Origin of the sequence: Arthrobacter sp. I3 (genome assembly GCF_000520575.1) — a bacterium.
In the GTDB taxonomy this organism is placed as follows: domain Bacteria; phylum Actinomycetota; class Actinomycetes; order Actinomycetales; family Micrococcaceae; genus Arthrobacter; species Arthrobacter humicola_A.
Map to the genome: position 1 here is coordinate 85343 of NZ_KI914945.1, position 15314 is coordinate 100656.

Annotated in this window: 18 protein-coding genes; 9 read left to right on the top strand and 9 right to left on the bottom strand. The window is 68.9% G+C overall.

Annotated elements, in window-relative coordinates; all coding sequences use genetic code 11:
• Positions 1–52: 52 nt before the first annotated feature.
• Entirely contained in the window at positions 53–1138 is a 1086-nt protein-coding gene (locus tag Y706_RS0117465) for an ATP-dependent DNA ligase (RefSeq protein WP_028277616.1), read from the bottom strand.
• 118 nt (positions 1139–1256) lie between these two features.
• Here Y706_RS0117465 and Y706_RS0117470 point away from each other — a divergent pair, with 118 nt between their 5' ends.
• From Y706_RS0117470 to Y706_RS0117480, 3 genes are all read left to right on the top strand, one after another.
• Positions 1257–2255 carry a TIGR03885 family FMN-dependent LLM class oxidoreductase gene (locus Y706_RS0117470; RefSeq protein WP_028277617.1) on the top strand — a complete coding sequence of 333 codons (999 nt, stop codon included), beginning with the start codon at positions 1257–1259 and terminating at the stop codon, positions 2253–2255.
• Positions 2252–3985 carry an alpha-amylase family protein gene (locus Y706_RS0117475; protein ID WP_028277618.1) on the top strand — a complete coding sequence of 578 codons (1734 nt, stop codon included), beginning with the start codon at positions 2252–2254 and terminating at the stop codon, positions 3983–3985. Before Y706_RS0117470 ends, Y706_RS0117475 begins: the two co-directional genes overlap by 4 nt.
• Positions 3986–4137: 152 nt before the next feature.
• Positions 4138–4374, top strand: a complete 237-nt coding sequence (locus tag Y706_RS0117480; protein WP_018775353.1) for a hypothetical protein — start codon at positions 4138–4140, stop codon at positions 4372–4374.
• A gap of 4 nt (positions 4375–4378) precedes the next feature.
• Here Y706_RS0117480 and Y706_RS0117485 read toward each other — a convergent pair whose 3' ends face one another.
• The 3 genes from Y706_RS0117485 to Y706_RS0117495 all read right to left on the bottom strand — a co-directional run bounded on the left by Y706_RS0117485 (position 4379) and on the right by Y706_RS0117495 (position 6136).
• Entirely contained in the window at positions 4379–4705 is a 327-nt protein-coding gene (locus Y706_RS0117485) for a MoaD/ThiS family protein (protein ID WP_173403092.1), read from the bottom strand.
• A 15-nt stretch (positions 4706–4720) separates the two neighbouring features.
• Entirely contained in the window at positions 4721–5845 is a 1125-nt protein-coding gene (locus Y706_RS0117490; protein WP_028277620.1) for a WD40/YVTN/BNR-like repeat-containing protein, read from the bottom strand.
• Positions 5846–5923: 78 nt separating this feature from the next.
• Complete coding sequence (locus Y706_RS0117495) at positions 5924–6136, bottom strand: hypothetical protein (RefSeq protein WP_028277621.1); 213 nt, start codon at positions 6134–6136, stop codon at positions 5924–5926.
• A 150-nt stretch (positions 6137–6286) separates the two neighbouring features.
• Between Y706_RS0117495 and Y706_RS0117500 the strand changes: the two genes are divergently transcribed.
• The 4 genes from Y706_RS0117500 (at position 6287) to Y706_RS0117515 (ending at position 10027) form a co-directional block, all read left to right on the top strand.
• A complete protein-coding gene (locus Y706_RS0117500; RefSeq protein WP_028277622.1) occupies positions 6287–6784 on the top strand; it encodes a universal stress protein in 498 nt (165 codons plus the stop codon).
• Positions 6785–6999: 215 nt separating this feature from the next.
• Positions 7000–7359 (top strand): metal-sensitive transcriptional regulator, encoded by a 360-nt coding sequence (locus tag Y706_RS0117505; protein WP_156945184.1) that lies wholly within the window; start codon positions 7000–7002, stop codon positions 7357–7359.
• 67 nt (positions 7360–7426) lie between these two features.
• Complete coding sequence (locus Y706_RS0117510) at positions 7427–7657, top strand: heavy-metal-associated domain-containing protein (protein ID WP_028277624.1); 231 nt, start codon at positions 7427–7429, stop codon at positions 7655–7657.
• 72 nt (positions 7658–7729) lie between these two features.
• Entirely contained in the window at positions 7730–10027 is a 2298-nt protein-coding gene (locus Y706_RS0117515) for a heavy metal translocating P-type ATPase (protein WP_028277625.1), read from the top strand.
• 25 nt (positions 10028–10052) lie between these two features.
• On the opposite strand, the gene Y706_RS0117520 is transcribed toward Y706_RS0117515, so the two are convergent.
• A complete protein-coding gene (locus tag Y706_RS0117520) occupies positions 10053–10325 on the bottom strand; it encodes a DUF2277 domain-containing protein (RefSeq protein ID WP_028277626.1) in 273 nt (90 codons plus the stop codon).
• Between the two features lie 62 nt (positions 10326–10387).
• Entirely contained in the window at positions 10388–11341 is a 954-nt protein-coding gene (locus Y706_RS0117525; RefSeq protein ID WP_043436408.1) for an EamA family transporter, read from the bottom strand.
• A gap of 240 nt (positions 11342–11581) precedes the next feature.
• Between Y706_RS0117525 and Y706_RS0117530 the strand changes: the two genes are divergently transcribed.
• On the top strand, positions 11582–12124 hold the full coding sequence (locus Y706_RS0117530; RefSeq protein WP_028277628.1) for a CGNR zinc finger domain-containing protein: 543 nt from the start codon (positions 11582–11584) through the stop codon (positions 12122–12124).
• A gap of 97 nt (positions 12125–12221) precedes the next feature.
• On the opposite strand, the gene Y706_RS0117535 is transcribed toward Y706_RS0117530, so the two are convergent.
• The 3 genes from Y706_RS0117535 to Y706_RS0117545 form a co-directional block, all read right to left on the bottom strand.
• Positions 12222–12584, bottom strand: a complete 363-nt coding sequence (locus Y706_RS0117535) for a hypothetical protein (protein ID WP_043436409.1) — start codon at positions 12582–12584, stop codon at positions 12222–12224.
• Positions 12585–12667: 83 nt separating this feature from the next.
• Complete coding sequence (locus tag Y706_RS0117540) at positions 12668–13261, bottom strand: hypothetical protein (protein WP_028277630.1); 594 nt, start codon at positions 13259–13261, stop codon at positions 12668–12670.
• Positions 13262–13320: 59 nt separating this feature from the next.
• Positions 13321–14676 carry an MATE family efflux transporter gene (locus Y706_RS0117545; RefSeq protein WP_028277631.1) on the bottom strand — a complete coding sequence of 452 codons (1356 nt, stop codon included), beginning with the start codon at positions 14674–14676 and terminating at the stop codon, positions 13321–13323.
• A gap of 148 nt (positions 14677–14824) precedes the next feature.
• On the opposite strand from Y706_RS0117545, the gene Y706_RS0117550 reads away from it, so the two are divergent.
• Positions 14825–15259, top strand: a complete 435-nt coding sequence (locus Y706_RS0117550; RefSeq protein ID WP_028277632.1) for a DoxX family protein — start codon at positions 14825–14827, stop codon at positions 15257–15259.
• Positions 15260–15314 lie beyond the last annotated feature (55 nt).

Below are 15314 nucleotides of genomic sequence, written 5' to 3' on the forward strand. Positions count from 1 at the left end.
GGGGGCGGGCCGCCGTCGTTAAATGCGTTGAGCGGGTCAGCGGGCCAACCGGTTAGCGGGCGGCGCCCAGTACCGCGGCGAGATCGAACTTAACCGGTTCCTCCAGCTGGTCATAGGTGCAGGAACGCGGATCACGGTCCGGACGCCAGCGCAGGAACTGGGCTGTGTGCCGGAACCGTTCGCCCTCCATATGGTCATACTTCACTTCCACCACGCGCTCGGGCCGCAGCGGGGTGAAGGACAGGTCTTTGCCGCCGCTCCACCGGCTTCCCTCGGCCTTCCGGGGAGTGCGCGCCCCCTCCTCCTGCCGGGCCCAGGCCCAGGGGTGGTCGTCAAAACCGGTGACCAGTTCCTGCAGCTCGGCAAACAGCTCCGCGCGCCGGGCCATCGGGAAGGCTCCCACCACGCCGACGTTTGCCAGCACCCCGGCGTCGTCGTAGAGGCCGAGGAGCAGCGAGCCGATCCGGTCCGGGCCGGAGGTGTGCACGCGGTATCCGGCCAGCACGCAGTCCGCCGTCCGTTCGTGCTTGACCTTGACCATCGCGCGCTTGTCCGGCTGGTAGCTGCCCTCCAGCGTCTTGGCCACAATCCCGTCCAGTCCGGCGCCCTCGAACTGCCGGAACCAGCGCTGCGCCGTGTCCCGGTCGGAGGTCGCGGCGGTGAGGTGGACCGGCGCCGCGCTGGCTGCCAGTGCGCGCTCCAGCTGCCGGCGGCGCTCGGAGAAGGGTTTGCCCGTGAGATCCTCGTCGCCGAGGGCCAGCAGGTCGAACGCCACGAAGCGCGCCGGGGTCTGTTCCGCGAGCAGCTTCACCCGGCTGGCGGCCGGATGGATGCGCTGCTGGAGAGCTTCGAAGTCCAGCCGGTCCCCGGAGGCCGCCACCAGGATGATCTCGCCGTCCACCACGCAGCGTTCCGGCAGCTCCGACTTCAGCGCCTCGACAAGCTCAGGGAAATAGCGCGTCATCGGCTTGCCGTTCCGGCTGCCGATCTCCACCTCGTCGCCGTCACGGAAGATGATGGAGCGGAAACCGTCCCATTTCGGTTCAAAGAGCCAGCCCGTTCCGGCGTCCGGCGACGGCAGGGCGGGGAGTGCTTTGGCCAGCATGGGCGCAATGGGAGGCATCAACGGCAGGTGCATAGCGCCCATTCTTGCGCCGCGGACCCGGGACCGCCACCCCCACGCTGTGGGTCCTCGCGAGGGGCTCCTCAGCTGGGGGCTCCTCGACACGGCCCGGCCCCGGCGGTAAACATGGGTGATGGCTACCATTGGGTTCCACGCCTCGCATGAGCAGATCAGTCCCCGCCGCCTCCTGCAGGACGTTCAACTGGCCGAGCAGGCAGGCTTCGATGCCGCCATGTGCTCGGACCATATTGAACCGTGGTCCGCCCGCCAGGGCCACTCCGGGTTCGCCTGGTCCTGGCTCGGGGCCGCGCTGGCTACCACCGGTCTGCGCTTCGGGGTGGTGACGGCGCCCGGGCAGCGGTACCACCCGGCGATCATCGCGCACGCCTCAGCCACCCTGGCGGACATGTTTCCCGGCCGCTTCTGGATGGCCCCGGGCAGCGGCGAGTACATGAACGAGCACATCACCGGCCAGGCCTGGCCGCCGAAGGAAACGCGTCAGCGCCGGCTGGAGGAATGCGTAGACATCATCCGCAGGCTTCACGCCGGCGACGTGGTCACGCACCACGGCCTCGTCACGGTGGAGCAAACCCGGATCTGGGACGTTCCGGAGACCAAGCCGCCGCTCATTGCCCCGGCGGTGAGCGTGGAAACAGCGCGCCGGGCAGCTGCCTGGGCCGACGGACTCGTCACGGTCAACCAGCCGCCGGGAAAGCTGAAGGACATGCTGGCGGCCTACCGGGACGCCGGTGGCCGCGGGCCGGCTGCCCTCCAGGTCCACCTGTCCTGGGCGCCGACAGAGGCAGAGGCCGTCGCGATCGCCGAGGACCAGTGGCGCACCAACGTCTTTGCGCCGCCGATTCCCTGGGACCTGCCCACGGCGGCCCATTTCGACGGCGTCAGCGCCGGCGTCCAAGAGGACCAGGTGCGGGCGGCCGTCAACGTCTCCGCCGATGCCGGGCGGCACGCCCAATGGCTGGCCTCCTATCTGGACCTCGGATTCGATGAGCTGTACCTGCACTTTGTCGGTCAGGACCAGGCGCCCTTTATCGATGCCTTCGCCGAACACGTCCTCCCCCAGCTCCGCCCGGCGGCGGGACTGGCTTCGTTCGGAACGGACGGTGCGCTGTGAGAATCGCCGAGACCTCGGACCTCTGGTGGAAGAACGCGGTGATTTACTGCCTGGATCCGGAGACGTTCTTCGACGGCGACGGCGACGGCACCGGAGATTTCGGCGGACTGATCCAACGGGTGGACTATCTTGCGGCGCTCGGCATCACGTGCATCTGGCTCATGCCCTTCTACCCTTCCCCGGACCGCGACGACGGCTATGACGTCACCGACATGTACGGCGTGGATCCCCGGCTCGGAAGCCTGGGGGACCTGGTGGAATTCATCCGCACCGCCAACGACCGCGGCATCCGGGTGATCGCGGACTTTGTCATCAACCACACCTCCGACCGGCACCCGTGGTTCGTCCAGGCGCGCAAGTCCGTGGACAACCCCTACCGCGACTACTACGTCTGGCGGAAGGACACGCCGCCAGACACCTCGGACCAGGTGGTGTTTCCCGGCGAGGAAACGTCCATCTGGACCCAGGACAAGGCCACCGGTGAGTGGTATCTGCGCATGTTCGCCAAACACCAGCCGGACCTGAACGTGATGAATGCCAAGGTGCGGGACGAGATTGCGAAGTCGATGGGATTCTGGCTTCAGCTGGGCCTGGACGGGTTCCGGCTGGACGCGGTGCCCTTCTTTCTGGAGCTGATCGGCGAGCCCAAGGATAAAGCCGCGAAAATCGACCCGCACCAGTACCTGAGCGCCCTGCGCAGCTTCCTCAACCGCCGCCATGGCAGTGCGGTGTTGCTGGGCGAGGTCAACCTTCCATACAAAGAGCAGCTGAAGTACTTCGGCGGCCCGGCCGGCAACGAGCTGAACATGCAGTTTGATTTCCTCTCAATGCAGAACATGTACCTTTCACTGGCCCGGCAGGACGCCCGGCCGCTGGCCCGGACGCTCGGCAGCCGCCCGAAGATCAATCCCGACAACCAATGGGCCATGTTCGTCCGGAACCACGATGAACTCACCCTGGACAAGCTCAGCGATGCCGAACGCGAGGAGGTCTTCTCGGCCTTCGGCCCGGATCCCGATATGCAGATGTACGGCCGCGGACTGCGGCGGCGGCTGCCCACCATGCTCGGCGGCGACCCGGCCAGGATCCGCATGGTGTACTCCCTGATGTTCTCGCTGCCGGGCACCCCGGTGCTCTTCTACGGCGAAGAAATCGGGATGGGCGAAGACCTGCGCGCGAAGGGCCGCTCGGCCGTCCGCTCCCCCATGCAGTGGGACCACACCGAAAATGGCGGCTTCTCGACCGCCCCGCCGGGGGACCTCGTCGCCCAGCCCGTGGACGGACCGTTCGGGCCGGCGCGCATCAACGCCGCGGCCGCGAAACGGGATCCCGATTCGCTGTGGAACTTCATCGCGACGCTGATCCAGCGGTACCGGGAATGTCCCGAGCTCGGCTGGGGCAGGTTTGCCCTCATCAAGCAGGCCTCACCGGCGGTGTTGCTGCACCGCTGCACGTGGGACGGCTCCACGGTGGTGGTCGCCCACAATTTTGGCGCCGAACCGGCGTCTGTGACGGCCTCGGTGGTCCCGCCGGAGGGCGAGGAAGGCGGCCCGGGGGGTCCGGACGGGAAGGGCGCGGCGGGGCGGTCCTACGCCGGGGCCGTGCTCCGGGATCTGCTCGGCGGCGAGGACATCCCGCTCTCCGACGACGGCGCCTTCGAAGTTCCGCTGGACCGCTACGGGTACCGGTGGTTCCGGGTCGAGCGCCCGGGCGAACGCCAGCTTCCCTGAGGGCGCCCGCAGCCCTGATGGTGGCCGGTATCCGTTGCGCCCCCGAAATCTAACCGGCCCCTTACCGTGCCGAAACGCGGACGCAACATTGGCGCAGGAGACTGGAAGTGCCGGCAAGAGCAGGCACCGACTCCAGTCCAGGAGGCCCCGCCATGTTGAAGGAAGCGAAAGCCCATGTAACCCGCGTCCGCGCGCTCGACCAGCTGCACCGCGGCGATGAGATCGAGGCCCGCCTGCGGGTGGGCCCGAACTACGATGACGTCGTGATCCGCCGCGGCAGCGTTCAGGAAACCGCCCCCGGAATCGGCGTCGTCTGGATCATGGACCGCCACACCGGCATGCGCAAGGCCATCAACGCCGACGAATGCAGCGTCTGGCGGGTCGCCTGAGGCGTCAGCCTCCGGCCACCGACTGGATGATGAGGACTTCCTGGCCCGGCGCCACGGCAGTCACCAGACCCTGCAGCCGCCGGATTTCATTCCCGTTGACGTATATATTCACGTAACGGCGAACACTTCCGGTCTCGTCCCGCAACCGCCGCGACAGCGCCGGATAGCCCCCGGTCACCGTATCCAGCACCCACTCCACCGTCACCGCTGCCTCGGCGGGCGCAGTCAGGATGGACTGCCCGCCGGCGAGCGGTTGGAGGACGCTGGGCAGGACCACGCTGATCGCCGAGTCTGCCGCCATGGCGCCGCCGCTGTTCTCGCCGCTGTTCATGCGCTTTTTACCCCTTCACGCCTGCGCCGGGAGCAGGGCAGTGGAGACCACGGCTGCCCGCACGCACAGCACGTCCGGCAGGTGCGAGGCGACCTCGGTAAAGTGTTCTCCCTCGTCAGCGCTGGCGTAGACACTGCCGCCGCGCGTCCCGAAGTAGACGCCCGCAGGCTCCGCGCCGTCGACGCTGGCAGCATCACGGAGCACGGCGTTGTACTCGGCTTCCGGCAGCCCGGCATCGAGCCGTTTCCAGCTGGCGCCGGCGTCATCGGTCCGGTGCACGGCCAGCTTCCCGTCCGGAGGGATACGTTCGCCGTCAGCCTTCAGCGGGACCACCCAGGCGGTACCGGCCCGGCGCGGATGCGTCAGCATCACAAAACCGAAGTCCGCCGGCAGCCCTTCGGCGATCGACTCCCACGATTCGGCGTCGTCGTCGCTGCGGTACACGCCGTGATGGTTTTGCGCGTACAGGCGGCCGTCGACGGCGGCGTCGGCCGCGATCTTGTGGACACACTGGCCGAATTCCGGGTTGGGATCCGGCATGAAGTACGCGGAAATTCCCTTGTTGCGCGGCTCCCAGGAAACGCCGCCGTCGAGCGAGCGGTAGACCCCTCCGGTGCTCATGGCGACGTGGACTTTCTCGCCCGTGGGGTCGACGACGATTGAGTGCGCCGCAGCGCCGCCATAGCCTGCGCCCCATTCGCTGCGGTGCGGATGGTCCCAGAGGCCGCGGTTGAGCTCGAAGTGCTCGCCGCCGTCGGTGGATTTCCAGACCGAGATCGGTTCGCAGCCCGCCCACACGACGCCCGGGCGGGAGCCGGCGTCGGGATAGATCTGCCAGATCCGTTCCAGGGCGGCATCGGTGCCGTCAGGGAACGTGATGGCGCCGTTTTCGGGTTCGGTCCAGGACCCGCCGAGATCATCTGAGTGGAAAACCGTGGGACCCCAGTGCTCGGAGCGGACCCCCACCAGGATCCGGGTCCTGTCATCGCGGGTATCGATGGCGATGCTGGGCACCTCACTCATCAGAAAATGCGGGCCGGACAGCGACCAGTCCTTCCGGTCCTGGCTGGTCGCCAGCCAAAGGCCTTTCTTGGTCCCGATCGCCAGGACGTAACTCTCTGCAGTAGCCATGGGGTCCATGCAACCATCCCCGCCGGAAGGCCGCAACGGTTTTCTCCCGGCGCCCGCCGGCCTGCGCTGCCGCGCCGGTGGCATCTTTCAGTCGACGAACTCCGACTGCGTCTCGATAAAGTCCCAGTCCGCGGCAGTCAATACGGCCGCGCCGGCGGCGGACGGTTCAGCCGGACCGGGCCCGCCGGCATCCGCGATTCCCCGCTGCACGGCCTCGGGCAGTTCGATGGTCCGCAGGTTTTCCCGAAGCCATTCCTTGCTCGCCAAATCCAGATCCAACCACCACATGTAGATCTCCACGGCGGCCACCTCCTCCTGTGTTCTTCAACCGTAGGCCCCACCCCCGGGCTGTTCAAGGGAGGCTGCGGCAAACGGCGCCCGCACCGCCCCGGGCCGGCAGACGGGAAGTAAGCCCCTGTTCAGGGCCGCACCCCGGCGCCAGAATGAAGTATGCCTGACGAATCCGCCCACGGCCCGGCGCCCCTCGTGGTGGGTGTGGTTCCGGGACAGCATCCGGAAGTGCTGCAGACGGCGGCATTCCTCGCGAAGTCCCTCGCCGCGCCCTTGATCTGCGCCTATGTGGACGAGGCCAGCTACCTCGTGGAGTGGGATCCGGCGCGGTCCGCGCACCGCCTGTCCCTGCACCCGGACGCGGACGACGCCCGGATCCGGGCCACCGCTCAGGAGCTGCGTTCTGTGGTTGAGGCACTCTGCGTTCCCCTGGGAATCGACTGGACGCTGCGCACCCTGGCCGGGGATCCCGCCCGGGCGATCGGCAGGCTGGCCGCGGACACCGACGCATCCATGATCGTGGTGGGGACCCCCGAACGCGGCATCGGCCACCGCATCTCCGCCGCGCTGAACGGCTCCGTGGCGGCATGGCTCAGCCACCATCAGGAACGTCCGATCCTGATCGTTCCGGCCGTCGCTCCGGCCGGAAGAAAGTAAAGCGAAAGTACTTATTCGGAGCGCTGGTGTTACCCCACTACCGGCGAGTAAGCTCGATCTGTAGGCCGGAGGAACGGCCTACCCCAAAGCTGCTCCGGAGTGCGTATCCCCCAATAACGCACTCCGGAGCTCTTTGTTTTGCGCAATCATTCCACATGCTGCGCTGGCCGGGCCGCGGGCTTGAAACATACCCCCAGGGGGTATATGTTGAGGGCATGAGCGAGTCAGAAGTCCCCGGCACGGCGCGTCTGGACACTGTTCCCCTTGACGCCCCGCCCCCTGAACACGGCTACACGTCCAACAAGGACGCCTACCTTCGCCGTCTCAAGCGGATCGAAGGGCAGGTCCGCGGCATCGCCCGGATGGTTGACGAGGACAAATACTGCATCGATATCCTCACCCAGGTCGCCGCCGTCACCAAGGCCCTGCATGCCGTGAGCCTCGGGCTCGTCGAAGAGCACATCGGCCACTGCGTTGTCGGCGCCGCCGCCGAGCCGGATCCGGAGCTTCGGGCGGAGGCCATCGATGTCAAAGTCAAGGAGGCCACCGATGCCATCGGACGCCTGCTCCGCTAGTACCCGTACCACCCACCACACCACCGGGCACGGGAAACACACCCGGCCCAGCGACAAGGAGCATCCCATGGCCCCCGTTTCCACCACCGTCAACGTTTCCGGCATGACCTGCGGCCACTGCGTGTCCTCTGTCAGCGAAGAACTTGAGGCGCTCTCCGGCGTCGAAAAGATCGACGTCGACCTCAACGCCGGCGGCATCTCCACCGTCACGATCACCTCCAACGAAGCACTGTCCTCCTCCGAAATCGGCGAGGCAATCGCCGAAGCCGGCTACCTCGTGGTCGCCAGCGAAGCCTGAGTGACAACCGCGCCGGGCGGGCGCAGACACCGGAACGGCAGAAAACCGATCGAGCGGGAAAAGAAGGGCGCCGTGAGCAGCGAACAGTTGTTGGACCAGGCCGGGAGCCGTGTCATTGACCTCGATATCGAGGGCATGACGTGCGCCTCCTGCGTCAACCGGGTCGAGCGCAGGCTCGGAAAGCTCGACGGCGTCGAGGCCAGCGTCAACCTGCCCCTCGAGTCCGCCCGGGTCAGCGTCCCGGCGGACATCACCGACGACCAGATCACCGCCATTGTCGCGGCCGCGGGCTACAAGGCCACGGTCCGGTCCGCCAGGTACCCGGGCACGCCGGCGGAGGACGCAGGACTCCCGGCCGGCACCGAATTTCCGGCCGGCACAGCCGCACCCTCGCTTCGCCCGCGGCTGGTTGTGGCGGCCGTACTCACCGTCCCGGTCTTCGCGATCTCGATGATCCCGGCATTCCAGTTCCCGAACTGGGGCTGGGTGGCCGCGATCCTGGCCCTGCCGGTGGTTGCCTGGGCGGCGTGGCCGTTCCACCGCGCCGCGGCCATCAACGCGCGGCATCTGGCCTCGACCATGGACACCCTCGTATCCATCGGCGTGATTGCCGCCTACTCGTTCTCGGTTGGGCAACTCCTTGCCGACCCGGGCATGACCGAACATCCCGCAGCGGAGGGCATGGGCTCCGGCGGCCTGTACTTCGAGGTCGCATCCGTGGTCACCACGTTCCTGCTGCTCGGCCGCTACCTCGAGGCCAACGCCAAACGGAAGGCGGGCGACGCCCTCAAGGCCCTCCTGGACCTGGGGGCAAAAGACGCTACTGTCCTGCGCGGCGGCACCGAGCACAAGATCCCGGCCGACCAACTGGCCCTCGGAGACGTGATCATGGTCCGCCCCGGCGAGAAAATCGCCGCCGACGGCGTCGTCATCGACGGTACCTCTGCGGTGGACGCCTCCCTCGTGACGGGCGAATCCGTGCCCGTGGAAGTCGGCCCGGACAGCCAGGTCACCGGGGCCACCATCAATACCTCAGGCCGGCTCCTGGTCCGCGCCACCCGCGTCGGGTCCGAGACCACCCTGGCCCAGATGGGCAGGCTCGTCTCCGCGGCGCAGACCGGAAAAGCACCCATCGCCCGGCTCGCCGACCGCATCAGCGCCGTCTTCGTACCGGTCGTCCTGGTCATCGCCACCTTCACCTTCGGGGCCTGGCTGATTGCGGCCGCACCGGCCGTCAGCTCCGACGAGGTCCGGGCCGCCTTCACCGCCGCCGTCGCCGTGCTGGTCATTGCCTGCCCCTGCGCCCTCGGGCTGGCCACCCCCGTCGGACTGCTGACCGGGACCGGGCGGGGCGCCCAGCTGGGGATCCTGATCAAGGGTCCGCAAGTCCTCGAGGACACCCGGACGGTGGACACGATCCTGCTGGACAAGACCGGGACCGTCACCACCGGCCGCCTTGCCGTGGACGGCGTCCAAAGTTTCGGGCCGCACAGCGAAGCCGAGGTCCTGCGCCTGGCGGGGGCAGTGGAAAACGCCTCCGAGCACCCGATCGCCCGGGCCATCGCCGCTGCGGCATTGGCCGCGGAACGCTTGAACAACGACGGCGCCGGCCTCCACGCCGTCTCCGGCTTCCGCTCCGCACCCGGCGGCGGCGTCGATGGCACGGTCGACGGCCGGCTGGTAACCGCGGGGCGCACCGGCTGGCTGCTGGAGTCCGGCATCGACCCGGCCCCGGCTCAGCGCGAGGCGCTGGGTACTGCCGAAGACTCGGGCGCCACGGCCATCTGGGTTGCCGTGGACGGTGAAATCGCCGGAATCATCCGGCTCCGGGACACCCTCAAGCCGGGCTCCGCAGCCGCGGTCACCCGGCTCCGGGAACTCGGGCTCCGGCCGATCCTGCTGACCGGCGACAACGCCGCCGTGGCCGCGCAGGTGGCGGCCGCCGTCGGGATCAGCCCGGACGACGTCTACGCGGGCGTGCTCCCGGAGGGCAAGGTCGAGGCCGTCCGGAAACTGCAAGCGGCGGGCGCCACTGTGGCGATGGCCGGGGACGGCGTCAACGACGCCGCGGCGCTGGCGCAGGCGGACCTGGGCATCGCGATGGGCTCCGGCACCGACGTCGCCATCGAGGCTGCCGATCTGACGGTGATGGGCAACGACCTCGGACAGGTGGCGCAGGCGATCGAGCTTTCCCGCCGGACGCTCGGCACCATCAAGACGAACCTCTTCTGGGCCTTCTTCTACAACGCCGTGGGCATCCCGGTGGCAGCCCTGGGCCTGCTCAACCCGATGATCGCCGGCGCCGCCATGGCCGCCAGCTCCGTGCTGGTGGTGGCCAACTCGCTGCGGCTGCGCAGCTTCGGGAAATAGTCAGGCCTTAGGCCGGGCGCCCCCCTCAGGCCGCGCCGTAGCGGATGGCGGCCCTGGCTTTGGCTTTGGCCGCTTCCTCCCCGCGGTCCTTGGCCGGGGCGTGGGTCACCAGGGAGTCGAGGAGGTGCTGCGTCGCATGGGCAATCTCATGCACGGCCCGGTTGAAGGCCTCCTCGTTGGCCTTGGACGGCTTGGTGCTGCCGCTGATCTTGCGCACGTATTGCAACGCGGCGGCCTCCACCTCCGCGGTGGTGGCGTGGGGTTCAAAATTGTGGAGGGTCCGGATATTTCGGCACATATCTCCATGCTAAATGCCTTCGGGCCAGGGAACGAGGGGCCCGGGCACGGACGGACAACCGCCTACGGCACGGGCTCGCAGTCGTTCGCGTGGTCCAGCGCTGCCGCGCCGGTGCCGGACGGGGCCCGGAGCTCGTCCAGCCGGACCAGCACCACCCCGCCGACGATCAGCAGCCCGCCGAGGAGCTGGATGGGTCCGGGCAGTTCGCCGAGCAGCAGCCACGCCCAGATGACGGCGAACAGCACCTCGGTGAGCGAGACAAAGGACGCGACTTTCGAACCGAGTGCCCGCGCGGCGACAATTCCGGACACGTACGCCACCACCGTGGCCAGGACCACGAGGCCGCCCAGCGCCACCCACCACGGGGTGACCCAGGGTCCCAGGCGGGTGTCGGCCGTGCTGAAGGCCATCGGCAGCAGCCCGGTTGCCGCGGCAAGCCACATGACGACGGCGCCCACCATGAGCCCGCCGGAGGCCAGCAGGATGGGCGGCAGGGTGTCGTTTTCCTTGGCCGTGATGAAGAAATAGATGGCCAGGCACACCGCGGCCGCGATCCCCCACAGCACCCCGATGAGGTCGACCTTGACGGCTCCGGTGAGGTCCAGGACCAGGATCAGCCCGCCGAGGGACAGGAGAGTGCCGGCAATGGTCAGTGGCCGCGGCCGTTTCCGGCTGGCGGCCCATAGCCAGAGGACGATCAGCACCGGCGCCAGGTACTCCAGCAGCAGGGCGACGCCGACCGAGAGCCGGGATACGGCGTTGAAATAGAACAGCTGGCAGGCGGCGACGCCGATGAATCCGAACAGCAGCACTGTCAGCCAGTTGTCCCGGAGCTGGTGCCAACGCCCGCGCAATGAAGGAATGGCGAAGACGGCCAGAATCAGGGCCGCACCGGTAAGCCGGGCCGTGACGGCCGCCCCGGGAGTCCAGCCCGTTTCCAGGAGCGCCTTGGCGAATGATCCGGAGAGCCCGAACACCGCGGACGAAAACAGGGCGACGCCCAGGCCCGATGCCATGAACCCGGATGGTGCGGCGGCCCGCGTGGTGCGCTGCCTGGCGGCCTGCTTGCCTCCCCGTTTGCCGTCGAGTTTGCTTCCCTGCGGGGTGCCGCCCGGTTCGGAGGCAGACCGCTGGGCGGCTAGGTCTCGGACCGGCGTGGCGACGGGGCGCTGGGGGGCAGACACGGGCATTCTCCTGTCAGGAGTAAAGTAGGGTTATGCTCATGACATTACGCCCCGGCAAGGTAAGGAGTCAAGATGGTTTTTGCCCCTGACACGGAAGTTGCCCTGCGTTCTGTGGTCAACCTCATCAACACCGCGGCCAACGGCGAGGAGCATTTGGCCACGGTCAGGGATCTGGATACCTTCCTGGAGGCCGAGGGCTTCACCGGTTCCCGTACCCGGGACGGGGCGGAGCTGGCCAGCGTGCGGCGGCTCCGCGGCGAGCTCGCCGAGCTCTGGCAGGCCGAGGAGTCGGCAGCCGCGGAGACCGTGAACCGGCTGCTCCGGGAGGCCCGGGCGCTGCCCCAGCTGGTCAAGCACGAACCCTGGGACTGGCACCTGCACGCCACCACCCCGGAGGCGCCGCTGGCGGACCGGATGAGCACGGAGGCGGCCATGGCGATCGTGGACGTGATCCGCAGCAAGGAAATGGACCGCCTGCTGGTGTGCGCCGCGGACGACTGCGACGCCGTCGTGCTGGACCTGAGCCGCAACCGCTCGAAGCGCTACTGCGACACGGGAAACTGCGCCAACCGCGCGCACGTGGCCGCGTACCGGGCCCGCAAAGCCGCGTCCTGACGCCGAAGGTGCCGGCGGAGGGGCCCGCGGTGCCGGGCCCCGCTGTCAGGCCGGCCTGTCGGGCCTCAGCGTGAGGCCACGCTGCTAGGCCTCGTTGCTAGGCCTGCGGCCCGCCGTCCCGGGAATCGCCGGGGCCGGCCTCGGGCCGGGGCTGCGCTGACGGGCCGCCATGGCCGGAGGGCGTGCGCTTGGAACTGAGGTTGACGCCGGAGCCCTTCCCCAGGTCAGCGGGATTCTCCTTGTGGCTCATGGCCAGCATGGCGGCCACCACCAGGATCACAATAAAGGCGATGCCGGCGCCGATGAGCGCCAGATCGAACCGGGGCGAGCGGGCGCTGCCGCCCGAGGCGAAGATCAGGACGCCGAAGAAAACCACCACGGCCCAGAACGCGGAGAACATGAGCGGTCCCTTGACCGAGGTCCGCAGGCTGCGGGGCGCTCCGGGTTTCTGCTGTGCCAACGTGTTTTCCTCCTGCAGCCCGCGCAAATAGCGTGGCTGTCTTGTTACCGCAATTGTTCTACGCCGGGTAGAACCTGTCGGTACTAGTTTACGGCCTCCGCGGAATCGCCCGGAGCATCATGGCGCAGGGTCAGTCCGGACAGCATCCACAGGACGCCGCTGATGATGGCCCCGCCGCCGGCAACGCCGAGGAGGGCGTGCGGGCCGAGGCCGATGAAGAACGGCAGCGCGATCGCAGTGCCCAGTCCGATCACGCCGGAGGCGATCCAGTCACGGGCCAGCACGGACCGGCCGCGGCCACGAATGCCCGCGAACAGCTCCGCGGCGCCGGCCACGCCCAGGCCCAGGGCCGCGATGGTTCCGAAGACGAGCGGGGCGGGGATCAGGGCCACGGCCGCGCCGGCTCCGGCCAAGGCTGCCCCGCCGGCGGAGAGGACCCTGCCAGCGCCTTCCCGCGGGGGGAATCCGGTCTTGGGCACGGTCCAGATCATCACCACACCGGTGGCCAGCAGGTAGAGGCCGCCGGCCCAGCCCATGCCCGATTCTGGCGGCGCCGCCCAGAACACGGTGACCGCGCCAAACACGAGCGCGACGGCCGCCCTGACAAGCACGGGCTTGAAGAGGTCGGCCGCGGCGCGGATGGCAGGGGTCGCGTCAGGCGCTGCGGGAAGAGTCACCCGTCCAGTTTAGTGCGAAGCCGCCGCTTCGCACGCCTGCCGGCGGTGCCTGCCCGCACTCACCGCGCGCCGAGCACCATCCACCGGTCCGTCCGGGCCCGGAGGCCCAGCGTCAGCGCCCGCGCCGCCATGTACCCGAGTGAGAACGCGGCCCACAGCCAGAGCAATCCCGCGCCGGCACCGGCGCCGGAATACAGCACGGCCATCAGCAGCGGCAGGTAGGCAGCGAGGTTGACGACGCCGGCGATCGCCAGGTAGCGGGCGTCGCCCGCGCCGATGAGGACGCCGTCAAGGACGAAGACGTACCCGGCCAGCGGCTGCCCGGCGGCGAGCACCCACAGGGCGAGGGTCAGTGCCGCCCGGACTTCGGCGTCGGGCGTGAAAAGGGCGCCCGCCCACGGTGCCGCGGCTGCCAGAAGGATTCCGGTCAGGACACCGAAGCCGACCCCCCACCGGGTCATGGTGCGCGTCAGCGCGCGTGCCGCCACCGGCCGGGCAGCGCCGAGTTCCTTGCCGATCAAGGCCTGGGCCGCGATCGCGAGGGCGTCGAGGGCGAAAGCGAAGAACGTGAAGATGGTCATGGCCAGCTGATGCGCGGCGAGATTGACCGGCCCCTGGGCGGTGACCACCACCACCGTGGCGAGAATCGCGATCCGCAGGCTGAGCGTGCGCAGCATCAGCCAGGAACCCACCCCGGTCAGGGCCCGGATGCCACGCCAGTCCGGCCGCAGGGACACCCCGTTGTTGCGGGCATTGCGCCGGACGATCAGCACATAGACGGCCGCCATGGCCCACTGCGCGATGCTCGTGCCCACGGCCGAGCCGGTCACGGACCAGCCCAACCCGTAGACGAGGACCAGGTTCAGCGCGATGTTCAGCGTGAAACCCGCGGCGGCGACGATCAGCGGGGTCCGGGTGTCCTGGAGCCCGCGCAGCACCCCGGTGCCCGCGAAGATGAGCAGCATCGCCACGAGGCCGGGCATGGACCCGCGCAGGTAGTCCACGGCAAAGGCATGCACCTCGCCGTCGGCGCCCATCAGGTCCAGGAGCGGCCCCCCGGCCAGGAACCCGGCGACCGCGAGGACGAGCCCGAGCAGCAGCGCCAACCAGATGCCGTCGCGCCCGGCGGCGAGGGCTTTGGCCAGTTGGCCGTTGCCGATGGCCCGCGCCACTGCCGGGGTGGTGGAGTACGCGAGGAACACCATCAGTCCGACTGCCGTGTGCAGGACCGCCGATGCCAGCCCGACGCCGGCCAGTTCGGCTACGCCGAGATGGCCCACAATGGCCGAATCCGCGAGCAGGAACAGCGGCTCGGCGATCAGGGCGCCGAAGGCCGGCACTGCCAGGCGCAGGATTTCCCGGCGCTGCCCGGTAGTCGGCGGCGGGGCGGTGGACAGCGGCGGGGAAGGTTGCACGCGTTAACCCTAGCCGGGCCACTGAATCGACCCGCGCGTCATTTAGTTGACATTTCAACTAAATGTCCGGGAGACTGGGACTTGAACGCAACCGAAGCCGCGGCGGCTGAGAGCCGCGACGCCCCCTACTTACGAAACGGTATTTCCCATGAACCAGCCCGCCCTGACCACCTCCGCCCGAACCATCCTGCGCGTCATCGCCGGCTTCCTTTTCGCCGCCCACGGCTGGCAGAAGTTCAACGAATTCACGATCGCGGGCACCCAGGCCGCCTTCACCCAGATGGGTGTTCCGGCAGCCCAGGCGGTGGCTCCCGTCGTCGCGACCCTCGAGCTCGTCGGCGGTGTCGCGCTGATCCTGGGCGTGCTCACCCGCGTGTTTGCGGTCCTCCTCGCACTGGACATGCTCGGCGCCCTGTTCATGGTCCACGCCTCCGCCGGCGTCTTCGTCGCAACCGGCGGCTATGAACTCGTCCTGATCCTGGCGGCCGCCGCCGCAGCCGTGGCCCTCGTCGGCGCGGGCAAGTTCTCCGCCGACCGCGCCCTCTTCGGCCGCGCCGACTCGAAGCTCCGCGTCCTGGCCTAAGGCATCCACGGCCTAGCTCACGGCCTGGAGCGCGCGACGGCGGGCGGTCACCATT

Bases quoted from the DNA above. Each gene is read 5' to 3' on its own strand.
- Y706_RS0117530 (WP_028277628.1), top strand. From the start codon at position 11,582: ATGGTTTTTGCCCCTGACACGGAAGTTGCCCTGCGTTCTGTGGTCAAC.
- Y706_RS0117485 (WP_173403092.1), bottom strand. From the start codon at position 4,705: ATGAACAGCGGCGAGAACAGCGGCGGCGCCATGGCGGCAGACTCGGCG.
- Y706_RS0117525 (WP_043436408.1), bottom strand. From the start codon at position 11,341: ATGGCATCGGGCCTGGGCGTCGCCCTGTTTTCGTCCGCGGTGTTCGGG.
- Y706_RS0117520 (WP_028277626.1), bottom strand. From the start codon at position 10,325: ATGTGCCGAAATATCCGGACCCTCCACAATTTTGAACCCCACGCCACC.
- Y706_RS0117550 (WP_028277632.1), top strand. From the start codon at position 14,825: ATGAACCAGCCCGCCCTGACCACCTCCGCCCGAACCATCCTGCGCGTC.
- Y706_RS0117465 (WP_028277616.1), bottom strand. From the start codon at position 1,138: ATGCACCTGCCGTTGATGCCTCCCATTGCGCCCATGCTGGCCAAAGCA.
- Y706_RS0117480 (WP_018775353.1), top strand. From the start codon at position 4,138: ATGTTGAAGGAAGCGAAAGCCCATGTAACCCGCGTCCGCGCGCTCGAC.
- Y706_RS0117510 (WP_028277624.1), top strand. From the start codon at position 7,427: ATGGCCCCCGTTTCCACCACCGTCAACGTTTCCGGCATGACCTGCGGC.
- Y706_RS0117500 (WP_028277622.1), top strand. From the start codon at position 6,287: ATGCCTGACGAATCCGCCCACGGCCCGGCGCCCCTCGTGGTGGGTGTG.
- Y706_RS0117470 (WP_028277617.1), top strand. From the start codon at position 1,257: ATGGCTACCATTGGGTTCCACGCCTCGCATGAGCAGATCAGTCCCCGC.
- Y706_RS0117490 (WP_028277620.1), bottom strand. From the start codon at position 5,845: ATGGACCCCATGGCTACTGCAGAGAGTTACGTCCTGGCGATCGGGACC.
- Y706_RS0117505 (WP_156945184.1), top strand. From the start codon at position 7,000: ATGAGCGAGTCAGAAGTCCCCGGCACGGCGCGTCTGGACACTGTTCCC.